Below are 16,513 nucleotides of genomic sequence, written 5' to 3' on the forward strand. Positions count from 1 at the left end.
TGCGTGGAAGAATTATACCATTATGTGATCGACGTCATGTTTTAGTCTATGAAATATATTCTCTTTTGTATTCATACATAATATACCAAATTGATGAGTCATACATTTCACATACCTGTATTGGGCCTGGGGTTTACAATAGATACACCGCTTAAGGTAGCGCGCTATGGAATTTCATCTGTACTTTCTGTCGTTGACGACATGTTGATTGAGCGGATGAGGAAGTTTTACGCAAAAAGGCATAACGAGGTCTACATGCCAATAGACATGAAGGATGAGGATTACCGGGCCAGACGCGTGTGTGATTACCTGAATATGGTCAACCGAAAGGTGGATGAACAATTTGAACAGCTTAAGAAGCAGGCCTTTGTTCAGGACTCTGATCTGACCAGATATTTTGAGCTTCTGCCTGACCATGCAGCGCTAAAAGTGAAATACAAACAGATGTTAGCCGCATCAGGGGAAGAAAAGCTGCGTCTGGAAGCTGAGCTGCGTGGAGGGATGCAGAAAGGTGCGATCGACGTGAATATCATGGCGAAGGTGGATAAGATGAACTATGCGGCGAATGGTGAGATGACGGGCGATGAAAACTCGGATGCGCTTGCTGCGCTTCGTGGTTTCGCACAAAGTGACCTGCGGTCATCTGTTGTGCTGTCGGCCGGTATGAATCCGCGTCTGTACAGTTATCTTGAACAATTTTCTGATTTCTATCCAGACGCTAAGGGTACTCTGAAGAAGGGTATTATATTGAAAGTAAGTGACTTCCGGTCTGCATTTATACAGGCTAAGTTTCTAGCCAAGAAAGGTTTATGGATCTCGGAGTTTCGTATCGAATCAGGTTTGAACTGTGGAGGCCATGCTTTCGCAACGGAAGGATACCTGATCGGACCTATCCTGGAGGAGTTTAAGACGAAGAGACAGGAAATGATTAAGGAACTGTTTGGTATGTACCAGCAGGCTTTGCAGTCAAAGAGCATAGAAATTACTGCACCTCCAGTTCTGCGCGTAACTGTTCAGGGAGGTATCGGTACCGCCGAAGAGGATGCTTTCCTGGTTGAACATTACAATCTGGATGGTACAGGCTGGGGAAGTCCGTTCTTGCTGGTGCCTGAGGCCACAAACGTAGATGAGGCTACTCTCATGAACCTGACGAAATCGTCTCCTGAAGACTTTTACATCAGTGCTGCTTCACCGCTGGGGATACCGTTTAATAACTACCGCTTAAGCACCGCTGAAATTCAGCGTCAGGAGCGCATCAACAAAGGAAGGCCAGGCAGTCCCTGCAAGAAGAAATTCCTTGTTTCCAATACTGAATTTACGGAGCAGCCGATTTGTACCGCATCCAGAGAATACCAGAATCTGAAGATCAAACAACTTCAGTCGCTTGCCCTGCCGGAAAAGGAGTTTCAGGCCGAATTTGAGAAGGTTACGCAGAAGTTATGCTTGTGCGAAGGTTTAGTAACATCCGTTTACCTCAAGAATGATATACTGGAACCGAAGGAAAATAAGGCTGTAGCCATTTGTCCGGGACCTAACCTGGCTTATTTTTCGAAAGTGATGTCTCTGGATGAGTTGGTTAAACATATCTACGGAAAAATCAACCTTTTACAGGGTGTGAATCGTCCGTCTATCTTCCTGAATGAATTGAACTTGTACGTGGAGTACCTTAGAAAAGATATTCAATCACATATCAACCGCCTTGACGCAAAGAAGATCAAGCAATTGGAGAAATTTAAGGAGCAGCTTCTGCTGGGAATAGAATACTACAAAAACCTCGCTGATCAGTTCAGCAACCAAACGGAACAGTACCTGAAAAGGTTCTCTGATGAGTTGCTTGCTGTTGAAGCTCAACTGCAGAGCATCAGCGTAAGAGAACTCAGCGAAGCATAACTTATAAAGCTGTGATAATCGAAGCGACTAGTACCAGTACGGTGAGGAATAGATAAGTAATGATATCTGCATTTCTTCTGTCTGCATCACTAAGCTTCGATTTGAATGATTTTTCAGTATAGGGCTTAACCATAATGACTTAAATATTGTTCTGCTAGTTATAGAGCAATATTTAAGCCATTGGCGAAGGCCAATGGCAGAATTCAAAAGTCTAGCTTAGAGAAAGAAAAATCCGATGTCTGGACTGTTGTTTTTTGTGACTTTTAAACTGGACAATGCGTCTAGAATACTACATTATACCAGTGCGGCTTTCAATCTTTTCCGGGCGAGGTGAATCCTGTTTTTAACGGTGCCGATGGGGCAAGCTAAATTGCGGTTGATCTCCTCGTATTTGAATCCTTCGATATGCATCTTCAGAGGTTTCTGGTGCTGTTTAGGAAGACTTTCAATTACGTTATAGATCTGCTTGATGTTCAGGTATGAATCTGCGGTATTGTATGATGGAAGCTGGATCGCTTCTTCTGAGTCGATAGATGTGGTTCTGATCCTGTCTTTCCGGTACTTGTTTACAAAAAGGTTTCTCATAATAATGAAGAGCCAGCCCCTTATGTTGGTGTCCTCACGAAACTTTTCATAATTGGAAAGTGCACGTAGAAGGGTATCCTGAATCAGATCTTTGGCATCGTCCTCATCTTTGGTATATTTCATCGCATGAGGTTTAAGATATCGGGATTGTTTGGCTATAAGGGAGCTAAATACATCTTTTTGCATACTTGAGAGCTTAGGCATCAGGGTTATTGGTTGAAAGCAAATTAAACGATATGAGCAGTTATCTGGAGTGATCATTGTCACAAAACGTGCTGATTATCATCATGCTGGACCTGATCGCGATGTCGGATATTTGAAATTCACATACATCATGAAAACTTCCGATATATCTACTAATACATTATGCTATCATTGTGGGGATGATATAGCTTCTGACTTATTTATAAGTGACGATAAACAGTTCTGTTGCGCAGGGTGCAAAGGGGTTTATGAGGTGCTTTCTCAAAATAACCTCTGCAATTACTACGTGTATAATCAGGCTCCGGGACAAACCAAGCGATACGTAGAGCAACATTTCGATTTTCTTAACGAGCCGGCAATTTTTGCCAAGCTGGTGGATTACACGGACGAGAAGATCACCCTGGTGACCTTCTACATTCCGGCCATTCATTGTAGTTCGTGCCTGTGGCTCCTGGAACATCTTCATAAAATTAATCCGGCTGTTGTGCAGTCGCGGGTCGACTTCCTGAAGAAGCAGGCGGAGATCACTTTCGATCATAACAAGGTGTCGCTTAAGGAACTTGTTGAGATGCTGGTTTCTATCGGTTATGAGCCGCTGATCAGTCTGCAGGATATCGTTAAGGAAAAAAAGAATTCGGTGAACCGTGACCTCATCCGGAAGATAGCGGTTTCTGGTTTCTGCCTGGGGAACGTAATGTTGTTCAGCTTCCCGGAATATCTTGGGATATCTTCCCTTGAGGCGCAGTTTCAATCCTTATTCGGCTGGCTGAACCTGGGGATGGGTGCGGTGGTCACCTTTTACTGCAGCCAGGATTTCTTCACATCGGCATGGGGAAGTCTGAAAAATAAAGTAATTAATCTTGATACGCCGTTGGCGCTGATCGTAGCGGTGCTGTTTCTTCGCTCTGCGTTTGAGATCATCAGTGGCAGCGGTCCCGGCTTTTCTGATACGCTGACGGGACTGGTTTTTCTGCTATTAATGGGACGTTGGGTAAAACAGCGGACGTACAATCATATATCGTTTAACCGGGACTATCGGTCTTATTTTCCTGTTGCCGTTACGTCTCTGGATGAAAACGGAGTAGAGAAGCCGGTGCCGATCAATGATCTGGAGGTTGGTTCGCGGATCCTGGTGCGCAACAATGAAATCGTGCCGGCCGACTCTATCCTCATGAAAGGGGACGGCTGCTTTGACTTCAGCTTTGTTACTGGTGAATCTGAGCCAAAAACGAAGGTTCTCGGTGAGATTATTTATGCCGGGGGAAGGCAGATCGGGGAAGCTGTTGAGATGGAAGTAGTGAAGCCAGTGTCGCAGAGCTATCTGACCCGGCTGTGGAATAATGAAGCTTTCCAGCGCAATGAGAGTAAAATCAAGAACTTCAATGACACGATCGCTCAATACTTTAGTGCCGTTGTTATTGTGATTGCTGCGGGATCTATGGGTTATTGGTCATTCATGGGCGACACAAACCGCGCATGGGATGCTTTTTCCGCAGTCCTGATTGTGGCTTGTCCCTGTGTTCTGGCCCTGAGCACACCTTTAACGCTATCGACTATTCTTGGGATTTTTGATAAGAATGGCTTTTATCTGAAGAATACAGATGTGGTAGAACAGCTTGCCCGCGTGGATTCTATGGTTTTCGATAAAACAGGTACCATCAGTTGTCCTGAAGCAGTTGATCTAAGCTTTACAGGCGATCTGGATGTATATGAGGAGACCTTGGTGGGTAGTGTGGCTCGCAATTCCTCACATCCGCTGAGCCGCGAGATTGTGAAGTGGTTGGGAGTAAGATCAGTTTTTAAAACAGAGGGATATAAAGAGATTGTGGGTAAGGGCGTTTCAGCTTATGTTGACGGGCACGAGGTCATTATGGGAAGCCGTGCTTTCGTTGTTCCGGAGTCAGACATTAATCATAGTTCATCTGTTGTCCATATTCGCATTGACGATGAGTATAAAGGCTTTTTCAAGATCAATCAGAAATGGCGGGAGAGCCTTAAAGAGTTGATTGATAGCTTGAAGTCGGACTACAGAATGCATGTTATCTCAGGCGATCATTCGGCTGAGCGGAAGTCATTATCGACCGTTTTTCCGGAGTATGTACCGATGCTCTTCAAACAGAGCCCACATGATAAACTGCAGTATATCGAGAAGCTGCAGGACGATCAAAACATTGTGATGATGCTGGGAGACGGACTGAACGACGCCGGAGCTTTGCGTCAAAGTGATCTGGGAGTGGCAGTTACCGACAATATCAACAACTTCACTCCGGGCAGTGACGCGATCTTAAAAGGTTCGTCAATGGGTAAGATGCCTCAATTTATACATCAGGCGAAGATGGCGATCAAAATCATCAAATTCAGTTTTGTGATTGCCTCTATTTACAACCTGATAGGGGTTTACTTCGCTATTCAGGGAAAGCTTTCACCATTGACGGCGGCGATACTGATGCCGATGAGCACCATAACGATCATCACTATAACTAACCTGGCAAACCGCTATTTTGCACGTAAAAACAATCTGCGATGAACATTCTGTATTTTCTAATAGGCTGCAGCGTGATTATGGCGTTGTTTTTTCTGGGAGCTTTCTTTTGGGCGCTGAAAGACGGTCAGCATGATGATGTGCATACCCCTGCGGTCCGGATTCTGTTCGATGATGATAAACCTGAGGAGGCAGAATAAGCCTCCCCAATGCTTTATTTCATTGCGCGATCTGCGGAGTATTTGCCGGGACCGGTAAGAAAGAGGCAGATAAAGACGCCGGCGAATAGAAATGACGACTCTTTCACTCCGAAAGGATCTGCACTGTGCACGATAAAGAAAGCAACAAGCATTGTAGCGATCAGGGGGATCAAAGCAACCCGGGTAGCCAGTCCCACAATAAGCAGTATCGCACAGATCAGCTCGGCAAGAATGGCCAGGTATAAGGTGAGTTCAGGTCCAACTCCGATAGGGTCGGCAAACTCGGTAGATCCTGCAAGTACCTTTTGTAGTTTGGCCCATCCATGAGTCAGCATAGCGCCACCAGCGACTAATCTAAGTATCAGCAAACCAAGATCAAGCGAGAGTGGATTGCTTCTAAATAAAGGTGATTTCATTTGTTTTCAACGTTTTTGTTTGGTGTCTTCAACCTAAAATAAGAATGTTTCGCTTCAAAGTCGAAAAGTGTGATCAAAGTCACGAATTTAAGAAACCTCTGTCATCTTAATGTAAGTTACAACAAGGTAATTTTGAAGCTTAATTACATATCCTATTGTTATTATGCAGCTTGAAAAATTTAATTACGACAACAAAATTGTCCGCAATTTTGGAATTGCTACGATTATTTGGGGGATCGTAGGCATGACGGTTGGACTGCTTATTGCGTCGCAACTGTTTCAACCAGCGCTGAATATGTCGTCGCAATATACGACGTTCGGCCGGATCCGTCCTTTACACACGAACGCGGTCATATTTGCATTTGTTGGTAACGGGATATTCATGGGTGTTTACTACTCCTTGCAGCGGTTGCTTAAGGCGAGAATGTACAGCGACACCTTAAGTAAAATCCACTTCTGGGGATGGCAGCTTCTGATTGTTTCAGCTGCAATTACTTTGCCTCTTGGTATTACGACGTCGCATGAGTATGCGGAGCTGGAATGGCCGATAGATATATTTCTGACAGTGATATGGGTGGTGTTCGGTATCAATATGTTTGGTACTATCATCAAGCGCCGTGAAAGACACATGTATGTCGCCATCTGGTTTTATATCGCAACGTTTGTAACGGTAGCTGTGCTGCATATTGTTAACTCTTTTCAGCTGCCGGTATCATTCTTTAAAAGTTATTATCTCTATGCAGGTGTACAGGATGCACTTGTTCAATGGTGGTATGGACATAATGCGGTTGCATTCTTTCTGACGACACCTTACCTAGGAATGATGTATTATTTTCTTCCTAAGATGGCGAACAGGCCGGTTTACTCTTATAAGCTGAGTATCCTGCATTTCTGGTCTCTGATATTCATTTATATCTGGGCAGGTCCGCACCATCTTTTATATACCTCACTTCCATCATGGGCTCAGTCTCTTGGAGTTGCATTCTCCATCATGCTGATTGCACCAAGCTGGGGTGGGATGATAAACGGACTTCTTACGCTAAGAGGAGCCTGGGATAAGGTACGGGATGACGCCACTTTGAAATTCATGGTCGTGGGTCTGACTGCTTACGGTATGGCAACGTTTGAAGGACCAATGTTGTCTCTGAAGCAAATTAATGGTATCGCTCACTTTACCGACTGGATCGTTTCACACGTGCACGTGGGTGCTTTGGGTTGGAACGGGTTCCTGACATTTGCAATTCTCTACTGGTTGATCCCGAGAATATATCAAACCAGTTTATATTCGAAGAAAGCGGCTAGTTTCCATTTCTGGATCGGTACCCTTGGGATCTTGTTCTATGCTATTCCGATGTATTGGTCAGGTTTTACGCAGGGTCTAATGTGGAAGGAATTCACTCCGGAAGGTATGCTGAAGTATCCGAACTTCCTGGAGACTACTTTAGCCGTCATCCCTATGCACGTGCTTCGTGCCATTGGCGGTGCATTGTACCTGGCAGGGGTGATCGTGATGACATGGAACTTGTATAAAACGATGGCTCAGGGTAAGCTGCTGGCGAATGAGCCCGCAGAATCTTTACCACTGGCACCAGCTTTTGTTCCGCATGGATCAGAAAAATCCTGGCACCGGAGCCTGGAACGCAGGCCAATGCAGTTCCTGGTTATTTCACTGATCGTGATCCTGATAGGTGGTATGGTGGAGATGATGCCAACGTTTATGGTGTCTTCAAATGTGCCGACAATTGCCACAGTGAAACCTTATTCACCGCTCGAATTGCAGGGCAGGGACATCTATATCAAAGAAGGCTGTGTGAACTGTCACACCCAGACAGTTCGTCCGTTCCGCTCAGAAACAGAGCGTTATGGCGAATACAGCAAAGCGGGTGAGTACGTATATGATCATCCGTTCTTATGGGGATCAAAACGTACAGGGCCAGACCTGCACCGGGTCGGAGGGAAGTACTCGAACGCATGGCATTTTAATCACATGTTTGATCCGACAACGATGTCTCCGGGTAGTATCATGCCTCCATATCCATGGTTGATGGAGCAGGACCTGGATGTTTCAACAACACCGTCCAAGATTAAGGCAATGAGAACGCTGGGTGTGCCGTATCCGGATGGATATGAGGACAAGGCGGTGGATGATCTGAATAAACAGGCGTCTGAAATAACAGCGAATCTGGCGAAGGACAATATCAAAGTGGCCAGCAATAAAGAGGTCGTTGCCTTGATCGCTTACCTGCAACGTTTAGGAATAGATATAAAAGCCAGCAAGACCGCGGCGAATTTAGATAACAATTAAAATCTAAAAAGATGTTCAGACAATTCATTAGTTCAGTTTCAGGAAGTCAGGTCTATCTGATCACTTCTCTCGGGATATTTCTTGTATTCTTCATTGTAGTTGCGTTGATGCTTTTCCTGATGAAAAAAGATCATATCAAACACATGAGCGAAATGCCGCTAAGAGACACCAAATAGAAAAAGATACTTTAGAAAGATATCGATGAGACTTGTTTTTAATTTAATATTACTTCTGGCAGCTTCTATTCCAGCTGTTGCACAGGAACAGGCTGCCGAAGTTGTGGCAGAGGTGCCTAAAACCTCGGAAGCATTTTTGATGAACACTGTTATCGTGGTGTTTATTGTTGCTGCCATTATCCTTCTGGCTGTAGCCATCGTCCTTCTGAGAACATTTAATATCCTGGCGAAGGAGCTCAGTCATCCTACACCCTTGCTTAACCCAGAGCCTGCTGTCAGGCTTGATTACGAGGATTGGGTAGCAGAACAAAAGAAAAAGCCTTCTATTGTGAGCAAGTTGCTCAGCTTGAGGCCTCTTGAGGAAGAGAAAGACCTCGTTATGGAGCATAAGTTTGATGGCATTGCGGAGCTTGACAACCCTACGCCCCCCTGGTTTATGTGGTTGTTCTATGGAACGATCCTCTTTGGTGTGGCTTACATTTTCAATTATCATGTTTTCAAATGGGGAATGCTTCAGGACGAAGAGTATGTAGTTGAAGTTCAGCAAGCGGAGGCAGCGAAGGCAGAATACCTGGCAAATGCAGCCAATCTCATCGACGAGAACACCGTTACTGTAAGTGCAGAGAGTTCAGTTATATCTGCCGGTATGGCGATCTTCAATAACAATTGTGTGGCCTGCCACGGAGATAGAGGACAAGGTTCAGTAGGTCCGAATCTGACTGACGAGTACTGGTTACACGGAGGAAGTGTAAACAGTGTATTTAAAACCGTTAAATACGGTGTGCCGGAAAAAGGGATGATTTCCTGGGAGAAACAGCTGACTCCTAAGCAGATTTCGGAGGTAAGTAATTACATTCTGTCCCTGAAAGGAACGAACCCTCCAGGGGCTAAAGAGCCTCAGGGGGAGAAAGAGGGCTAAGCTCTGGCATTACACTACACTACATCAAAAACAAAAGGGGGGGATTATGGAAACCTCATTCAGAGATCAGGTAAGTACTATCACTGAAGATGGTAAAAGGCGGAAGTGGTTATATCCGAAGCTGATAAAGGGAGAGCTATATCGGCTTCGGAACCTCTTCGCAGGGGTTCTGTTAATATTTTTATTCGCTGCGCCGTTCGTTAAGGTGAACGGCGAGCAAATGGTTCTGCTGAATGTACTGGAGCGTAAGTTCGCATTCTTTGGAGTACTGTTTACACCTCAGGACTTCTATCTGTTTGTCTTAGGAACACTCATTTTTATCGTCTTTATAGTACTCTTCACGGCTGTGTTTGGCCGTGTTTTCTGTGGCTGGGCTTGTCCTCAAACCATTTTTATGGAGATGGTTTTCCGAAGGATTGAGCGCTGGATTGAGGGCGACACTGTTCAGCGCAAGAAGCTGGATGCAGGGCCGCTGACATTGGAGAAAGGATTTAAGAAAACCCTGAAGCATGGGCTTTTTCTGCTCATCTCCTTTCTTATTTCAAATACTTTCCTCGCGTATATTATCGGCTCAGATCAACTGCTCCAGATTATCCGTGAGCCGGTTAGCTCACATGTTGGTGGGTTCATTACCATCTGTGTTTTCACTCTTGTATTCTATATCGTTTTTTCGCATGTCAGGGAGCTCGTCTGTACTGTAGTGTGTCCTTATGGACGCTTGCAGGGGGTGCTTCTCGACAAAAGCTCTATGATAGTGGCTTATGATTATGTCAGGGGGGAACCCAGAGGTAAGCGGAAGCGGAATGTGGAGAACTCGGGAAAAGGAGACTGTGTAGATTGTGGTTTATGTGTTGACGTTTGTCCCACCGGAATAGATATCCGCAAGGGCACCCAAATGGAATGTATTAACTGTACCTTATGCATTGATGCCTGTGATATGGTGATGGATAAGATCGACAGGCCAAAGCGGCTGATTGGTTTTATGTCGGATGAGCAGATGGAATCAAGAAAACCATTTGTGATCAGCAGGCGTATCTATTCGTATGCGGCTATATTGGTTATTTTGACCTCTGTGCTTGGTTATCTCATCGGCAAGAGAACGGATGTTGAGACGACCATCTTACGTGCCTCAGGAACCCTCTATCAAATGAGGGACAGGGGGCAGGTTAGTAACCTGTATAATGCAGAGTTCTACAACAAGACAAACAAGCCGCTTCGTTTTGAAGTGGTGCCACTGGAGAAGGGGGCTAGTATTCAGTATGTCACCCAGCCAAAGGTGCTCGATAAGAGCTCTAGCATGAAGATCACGTTCTTTGTGTTACGGCCGCAAGGATCTATCAAGAGCTATAAATCAGACCTCCATCTACAGGTACTTTCTGAGGGTAAAGTACTTGAGAACATCAAAACTACCTTTATTGCACCATCTAACTAGAAAGAAATGAATTGGGGAACAAAATTAGTTATTGCGCTGGGTTTATTTATGTCTTTTATTCTCGTATTAAGCATGAAAATGATCTTCAGTGACAAGGACGACTTGGTTGAAAAAGATTATTATCAAAAAGGGCTCAACTATGATGCTGAGTACCTTAAGATTCAGAACGTTCAGCGGGATGCTGCGGAGCCTGTTGTTTCATTTGGGCCTGACAAGAAGCTGGATTTACACTTCAAGCTACCTGCTAAGGGTGTTGCTAAGCTTCTGCATTCAAGCAACCGAGACATGGATCGTGTGTTTCAGATTACAAGTGATTCAAGTGGAGCGGCGAGTTTGAGACTTAGTGACCTGTCGAGCGGCTACTGGCATTTGGAGCTGGAGTGGAAGAGTGACACATCTGAATACGTATTCAAAAAGAAAGTTTACCTGCAATGAGTATTTGGTATCTGGCCTTCTTTACCGGTTTGTTTGGCAGTGTTCACTGTTTGGGGATGTGTGGTCCCCTTGCATTCGCAGTCCCTTCAAGGCACGCGAGCTGGTGGCTGGTGCTTTTAGACAAGCTGCTGTATCAGGTTGGAAGAATTGTTTCATACAGCCTTTTGGGAGTATTGATAGGGCTCATTGGCCGGCAGCTCTGGGTTGCGGGACTGCAGCAATTTATTAGCATCCTGAGTGGCGTGTTGATCTTAATTGCCGGCTTATCCCGCGTTTTCAAGGTCCGGTCGCAGGTGCGGTCCTCAGTAGGAATAGGTATCTTTAACCGGGCGTTCACTTATGCTTTAAAGAATAAAGCCGGACACTTTATAACGGGTGTTTTAAATGGACTGCTGCCTTGCGGATTTGTTTATCTGGCTTTGGCCGGAGCCGTTAGCGTAGGTAATACCATTGACGCGGTGAAATATATGGCGCTATTTGGTCTGGGCACGCTACCCTTAATGCTGCTTGCTACCTTTGGCTTTGGATTGACAGGACCGCTTTTTCGGAAGAAAATCAATCGCGCGGTACCTTACTTTATGATATTCCTCGGTTTATGGTTTATATTGAGAGGAGCAGACTTAGATCTGCCGTATCTCAGCCCTAAATCTGCTCCCTCAACTGAAGTTTGTAGTTAACTGTTTTTTATTATCCTGCCATGCTGAACATGACGGTTTTTGGCTGATTAGCCCATAATCTTGCGTCAAGAGCCATACAGATGTTTCTCAGGAAACGTTGTCCCTGAGGAGGAACAGTTAGCTTATAAGGTCCCATTGAAATTAGTGCGTCTTCCTGAAGCAGCCTTAATCGTTCCAGTCCTGCCTGGAAGGCATCATTTTTTAAAGTCGACTGCTCCCAGGAAGTTTCTCCTTTACACATGATGTTGAGAATATGGCTTTTGAACAACAGGTCGTCCTGACTCAGCTGATGTCCTTTAAACACGGGAATCAAACCTTGCTCTACGCGTGCGGTATAGTCTTCAACCTTCTTTTCGTTCTGTGCGAATGCATAGCCACTGTCGCTGATCGAAGATACACCCAGACCAATCATTAATTGCGTATACTGGTGGGTATAGCCCATAAAGTTTCTGTGAAGATGGCCGTTTACCTGCGCTTTATACAAGGAGTCTGTCTGAAGTGCAAAATGGTCCATACCAATTTCGATATATCCGCCCTGCGTTAACATGCCGCGACCAAGCTCATACAGCTTTTGCTTTAATTCAATAGACGGCAGATCTTTTTCCGTGTACCGTCTTTGTCCCGGCTTGATCCATGGAACATGCGCGTAGCTATAGAAGGCAATCCTATCCGGTTTTAGGCTAAGGATTTGCGATATGGTGTCCTTGAGTCCATCTAATGTTTGTACCGGCAGGCCGTATATGAGGTCGAAGTTGATTGAGGTATAACCAATCTCCCGAGCCTTATCTGTTACAATCTTGACATCCTCGTAGGATTGCATTCGGTTGATAATCAACTGGACCAGCGGATCGAAGTCTTGTATTCCGAGGCTCAGTCTTCTGAAACCAAGGCTAAATAGCGTTATCAGATGCTCTTCAGTTGTGTTGGCTGGATGAGCTTCGAATGAAAATTCAGCTTCAGGATGAATAATCGCGTCTTTTAAAAGACCCTCTATCAGGAGTTTTAAATTATCGGGACTAAAAAAAGTGGGAGTTCCTCCGCCAAGATGGATCTCTTTGATCACCGGCTTTTCTTCAAATATGCTGCGGTACAGGTCCCACTCTTTGAGAACTGTCAGAATATAAGGTTCCTCCACCTTGTGGTTTCGGGTAATCCTTGTGTTGCATCCGCAATAGGTGCAGAGACTCTCGCAAAAGGGTAAATGGACGTAGAGGCTGATGCCGTCCTTGCTGTTGCTTTCATCATAGGAAAATCTCACTGATTCTTTCCAGGCATCGACTCCCATAAATGTGTTATCCCAGTACGGAACTGTCGGATAGCTCGTATATCTTGGCGCAGGTACATGGTACTTGCCAATAAGTTCTTCGGAATTCATAAGATTAACCTGTTGCGCGGGTACGTATTTCGTTGCTGATGACAAGGCTTCCGCAATTATCAGCTACAGAACAGTTGCCACCTTCGCATCGTTCATTCTGCCAGGTGTCAAGATTGGAGATCGTCTCATTTGCGCAATCAGCATAGTATTTACCCAAAGCTGAGGTTGACATATCGCTTTTTGCAGTTGAAGAGACAACTGCAAGCTTTATATTGTGTTTGCTGGCCGACTGTTTATCAATCTGCTTAAATTCAGATGCGCGACTTGCTATAAACTTTACGCCTAGCTGAGCAAGGCGGTTTATAACTTCAGGAGTTATACTGTCTTTTTCTGATATGATAACTGCTTGTTTACCAGTAGCATATTCAGCTGTTTCGAGACAGAGTGCATTTGATATCAGGGTTATTTCGTGCTTCTTTCGATTGGCTATTGCCAGTGGCTCCTTTTCATAGGAACGGATGCTGTAGGCTACTGCTCTCATTTTTAAATAGATAATGTATATTCAAAGATAAGAAGCAGTGCCTTGAGGCTCCATGAGGTGAGTCAAATGGAAAAGTGATATTGATCAGTTTTTCATGTTTATCAGTTTTTTTGCATTTAAAATGATTATCTGGCTGCCTTTCTTTTCGATTAGTCCTTCCGTCTTGAAATCGCTTAGTGTCCTGCTCACGGTTTCTGTTGCCATACCAGCCATTGATGCAAGGTCATCCCTTGATATTCTCAATACTGCATTCTCGGGATCATTTCCAGCGAGACGAAGAAGCACCTGAGACATGCGTTTTCTCACGGAATGATAAGCCAGCTGCAAGAGCTGATCTTCTTTTTCACGAAGGTTGTTCGCTATAATCTTGATAAAAGCTTTACCGACCTCTGGATAGTGATTAACAAGCTGATCAACCATTTCCTTTGGAAGCATGCAAATAGAAGAATCTTCTACAGCTTCAGCAGTCTCATGGTAGACTTCGTTTGAGAGCAGTGCATTTACGCCGATATATTCGTCGGGGCCATATAGAGATGTGAGCAGTTCACGGTCATCATTACTGATCTTAAAGGTTTTTACCTTACCGCTCAGCAGCAGATACAGGCCGTTAGGGCTGTCTCCTTCATAGAAGATGATTTGTTTCTTTTTGATGGTTCTGATTTTCCTGTCGGCAACGAGCTTCTGGAGTTCAGCAAGTCCATCACCCCGGTTAACCAGATTATCCAGTTTCTCTAATGACTTGTTGTAAAAGGCTTCCTGGCGTTCCTTCTTTTGCAAGCGGCTTTCGATGGCGTTCAACAGTTCAACATCGTCGAAAGGTTTTGTCAGATAATCATCAGCACCCATCTCCATGCCTTTACGCATGTCCACCCGCTCTGCCTTAGCCGTGAGAAAGATGAATGGGATAGCCGAGGTCTCCGGAGTTTTTCCGAGCATGAACAAAACGCCGTATCCATCCAGTTCAGGCATCATGATATCGCAAAGAATAATGTCCGGAAGATGTTTTATGGCGAGTTCAACACCCGTTTTTCCGTTGTCAGCATGGTAGACCTGATAATTTGCAAGCTCAAGGATCTCCGTAGTGCTCTCGCGGATATCATCGTTATCCTCAATAATTAGAATGGACGTTTTTTTCATCGTTTGAAGAAAAAGATATAGTGAATTTTGTTCCTTTGTTAATGATACTCTCGAATTGAACGAAGCCGTTCATCAATCCCGCGTAGCGTCGTACAATATTCAGCCCGAGGCCCGTTCCTGGAATATTACCCGTATTGTGTGCCCGGAAGAAGGGTTGAAACAGGTGTTTTTGATCGGCCTCGGGGATTCCGATGCCATTGTCGCTAACGGTGATGATATATTGACTATCCGTTACTTCGGTATTGAATTCGATAAATGTATTTTCCCCTGAGTACTTTATAGCATTTGCAATCAGGTTGATTATACAGTTTTTTAATAAGTTTTGGTCAAGAATCACGATGCTGGTAAGCCCGGTATGTTCATAGATAATATTCTGATTCTGCTTCGTGATCAACTGCATTTCCTCGGTGATCTCTTCGGAAAGTTTTACTAGATCGAAACGGGTGAATGTGGGTTCGACGCGGCCTGCCTCAAGACGTTCCAGTGATAGAAAGTCGTTTAAAATAGTCGTTAGATTCCCAACGGCGTTTTTAATTTTATTCACGTGCTTGGAAATGTTCTTGGTGTCTTCCTGCAGTGAATATTTCTCAATAAGGGAGGCTGACAGTTGAACTGAGCTAAGAGGAGTGCGGAATTCGTGGGACGCCATCGATACAAACCTGCTTTTCAACTGGTTCAGTTCTTTCTCTTTTTCCAGAGAGAGGCTCACTTCTTCTTTCGCTTCCTGTAATGCATGAACCGTTTTACGCAAAGAAGCGGTTCGCTCTTCCACAAGTTCTTCCAACTGTGCTGCATGGTTTCTAATCCGCTCTTCTGCTTCTTTTTCGCGGGTAAGATCGTTGATAAAGCCCGCATAAATGGTCCTGTCAGTAAGGACAACCTCGCTGACTGCAAGCCGGAAGGGAAACTGACCGCCATCTTTTCTAAGTCCGCGAACCTCTCTGCCAATGCCAATAATATGTCGTTCTCCTGTGCGCTGATAGCGATTAAGATACTCATCGTGGCGGGAATGATCAGGTTCTGGCATCAGTATAGATATATTTCTGCCAATTACTTCCTCTGGTAGATAGCCAAAGAGCCTGCATGCTGAAGGGTTTATAGATTCAATTAAACCTCTTTTATCGATGGTGATGATGCCATCTATTGCGTTGTCTATTATGGCATGTAAAAGGGTTGCATCATTCATTCGCAAAACGTACGTTGGTTTTCCAAAAGTAATAAATTTAAATATTAATCGCCTTTACGGATTAATAAGCTAACAGTTACCTTCTGAATTGATTTATGTGTAAACAGAATAGATAATTATGTAAGAGCCTTTATTTGGAAATTACCTATCTTTGGAGAAGAAAAATGAAGAAGCTCATTGTTGCCATATTAGCTGTTTTTTATCTCGGTGTTTCATCGGGGGCTACTATGCATTTCCACCATTGCATGGGGCAATTGGTAGAGTGGGGCTTTTCGTCAACAAAGTCTGACGAATCTTCGAAATGTAGCCGGTGTGGCATGAAGACAGGCGATAGTGATGACTGTTGCAAACACCAGGCTAAAGAGGTCAAAGTAGATAAGGTTCAAAAGGTCGCTGAAAATCATTATCAGTTTAAAGTTTTTGTCATCTCCCTGAGATCATCGGCCCTCTGTGTTGCATTACAACCTTATTTCCAGGTAACGGAGGCACACCCGCTGTTAAATTCTCCTCCAGGCATTTCTGATGTTGATAAATATCTGCAGGTCTGCAGCTTCCGAATATAGACTAGTCTTTTTTTGCCAGGTGTTCTTACCTGATGCTATTCAGTCAACGT

At 44.5% G+C, this 16,513-nt stretch carries 16 protein-coding genes; 10 read left to right on the forward strand and 6 right to left on the reverse strand.

All coding sequences use genetic code 11. The annotated features are described in order from the left end of the window. Nucleotides 1-93 precede the first annotated feature (93 nt). Nucleotides 94-1,890, forward strand: a complete 1,797-nt coding sequence (locus ACO1NU_RS06130; protein ID WP_448817587.1) for a hypothetical protein — start codon at nucleotides 94-96, stop codon at nucleotides 1,888-1,890. A gap of 294 nt (nucleotides 1,891-2,184) precedes the next feature. Here the strand turns inward: ACO1NU_RS06130 and ACO1NU_RS06135 are convergent, their stop codons facing one another. Beyond that, complete coding sequence (locus ACO1NU_RS06135) at nucleotides 2,185-2,736, reverse strand: RNA polymerase sigma factor (protein WP_448817588.1); 552 nt, start codon at nucleotides 2,734-2,736, stop codon at nucleotides 2,185-2,187. Nucleotides 2,737-2,809: 73 nt separating this feature from the next. Here ACO1NU_RS06135 and ACO1NU_RS06140 point away from each other — a divergent pair, with 73 nt between their 5' ends. Then, the gene (locus ACO1NU_RS06140) at nucleotides 2,810-5,206 is read left to right on the forward strand and encodes a heavy metal translocating P-type ATPase (RefSeq protein WP_448817589.1); all 2,397 of its coding nucleotides are present in this window, start codon (nucleotides 2,810-2,812) and stop codon (nucleotides 5,204-5,206) included. Next, on the forward strand, nucleotides 5,203-5,361 hold the full coding sequence (gene ccoS, locus ACO1NU_RS06145; RefSeq protein WP_448817590.1) for a cbb3-type cytochrome oxidase assembly protein CcoS: 159 nt from the start codon (nucleotides 5,203-5,205) through the stop codon (nucleotides 5,359-5,361). Before ACO1NU_RS06140 ends, ccoS begins: the two co-directional genes overlap by 4 nt. A gap of 14 nt (nucleotides 5,362-5,375) precedes the next feature. On the opposite strand, the gene ACO1NU_RS06150 is transcribed toward ccoS, so the two are convergent. Continuing rightward, nucleotides 5,376-5,777, reverse strand: coding sequence for a DoxX family protein (locus ACO1NU_RS06150; protein ID WP_448817591.1), 402 nt, complete (start codon nucleotides 5,775-5,777; stop codon nucleotides 5,376-5,378). A gap of 163 nt (nucleotides 5,778-5,940) precedes the next feature. Between ACO1NU_RS06150 and ccoN the strand changes: the two genes are divergently transcribed. Genes ccoN through ACO1NU_RS06180 form a run of 6 tightly spaced genes read left to right on the forward strand, consistent with a single transcriptional unit; the run spans nucleotide 5,941 to nucleotide 11,721 of the window. Further along, nucleotides 5,941-8,082 carry a cytochrome-c oxidase, cbb3-type subunit I gene (gene ccoN, locus ACO1NU_RS06155; RefSeq protein ID WP_448817592.1) on the forward strand — a complete coding sequence of 714 codons (2,142 nt, stop codon included), beginning with the start codon at nucleotides 5,941-5,943 and terminating at the stop codon, nucleotides 8,080-8,082. Between the two features lie 11 nt (nucleotides 8,083-8,093). Continuing rightward, nucleotides 8,094-8,258 carry a hypothetical protein gene (locus ACO1NU_RS06160; protein ID WP_448817593.1) on the forward strand — a complete coding sequence of 55 codons (165 nt, stop codon included), beginning with the start codon at nucleotides 8,094-8,096 and terminating at the stop codon, nucleotides 8,256-8,258. A gap of 25 nt (nucleotides 8,259-8,283) precedes the next feature. Continuing rightward, complete coding sequence (locus ACO1NU_RS06165; RefSeq protein ID WP_448817594.1) at nucleotides 8,284-9,177, forward strand: cbb3-type cytochrome c oxidase N-terminal domain-containing protein; 894 nt, start codon at nucleotides 8,284-8,286, stop codon at nucleotides 9,175-9,177. Nucleotides 9,178-9,223: 46 nt separating this feature from the next. Further along, entirely contained in the window at nucleotides 9,224-10,609 is a 1,386-nt protein-coding gene (gene ccoG / locus ACO1NU_RS06170; protein ID WP_448817595.1) for a cytochrome c oxidase accessory protein CcoG, read from the forward strand. Nucleotides 10,610-10,615: 6 nt separating this feature from the next. Then, complete coding sequence (locus ACO1NU_RS06175; protein ID WP_448817596.1) at nucleotides 10,616-11,044, forward strand: FixH family protein; 429 nt, start codon at nucleotides 10,616-10,618, stop codon at nucleotides 11,042-11,044. Continuing rightward, nucleotides 11,041-11,721, forward strand: coding sequence for a sulfite exporter TauE/SafE family protein (locus ACO1NU_RS06180; RefSeq protein WP_448817597.1), 681 nt, complete (start codon nucleotides 11,041-11,043; stop codon nucleotides 11,719-11,721). Before ACO1NU_RS06175 ends, ACO1NU_RS06180 begins: the two co-directional genes overlap by 4 nt. Before the next feature lie 10 nt (nucleotides 11,722-11,731). On the opposite strand, the gene hemN is transcribed toward ACO1NU_RS06180, so the two are convergent. From hemN to ACO1NU_RS06200, 4 genes are all read right to left on the reverse strand, one after another. Next, the gene (hemN, locus tag ACO1NU_RS06185; protein WP_448817598.1) at nucleotides 11,732-13,096 is read right to left on the reverse strand and encodes an oxygen-independent coproporphyrinogen III oxidase; all 1,365 of its coding nucleotides are present in this window, start codon (nucleotides 13,094-13,096) and stop codon (nucleotides 11,732-11,734) included. Between the two features lie 4 nt (nucleotides 13,097-13,100). Continuing rightward, nucleotides 13,101-13,577, reverse strand: a complete 477-nt coding sequence (locus ACO1NU_RS06190) for a lactate dehydrogenase (RefSeq protein WP_448817599.1) — start codon at nucleotides 13,575-13,577, stop codon at nucleotides 13,101-13,103. A gap of 84 nt (nucleotides 13,578-13,661) precedes the next feature. Continuing rightward, complete coding sequence (locus ACO1NU_RS06195) at nucleotides 13,662-14,714, reverse strand: response regulator (protein ID WP_448817600.1); 1,053 nt, start codon at nucleotides 14,712-14,714, stop codon at nucleotides 13,662-13,664. Next, the gene (locus ACO1NU_RS06200; RefSeq protein ID WP_448817601.1) at nucleotides 14,686-15,900 is read right to left on the reverse strand and encodes a PAS domain-containing sensor histidine kinase; all 1,215 of its coding nucleotides are present in this window, start codon (nucleotides 15,898-15,900) and stop codon (nucleotides 14,686-14,688) included. Before ACO1NU_RS06200 ends, ACO1NU_RS06195 begins: the two co-directional genes overlap by 29 nt. 164 nt (nucleotides 15,901-16,064) lie before the next feature. On the opposite strand from ACO1NU_RS06200, the gene ACO1NU_RS06205 reads away from it, so the two are divergent. Then, nucleotides 16,065-16,463, forward strand: a complete 399-nt coding sequence (locus ACO1NU_RS06205; protein WP_448817602.1) for an HYC_CC_PP family protein — start codon at nucleotides 16,065-16,067, stop codon at nucleotides 16,461-16,463. Nucleotides 16,464-16,513 lie beyond the last annotated feature (50 nt).

Source organism: Arcticibacter sp. (assembly GCF_053551015.1).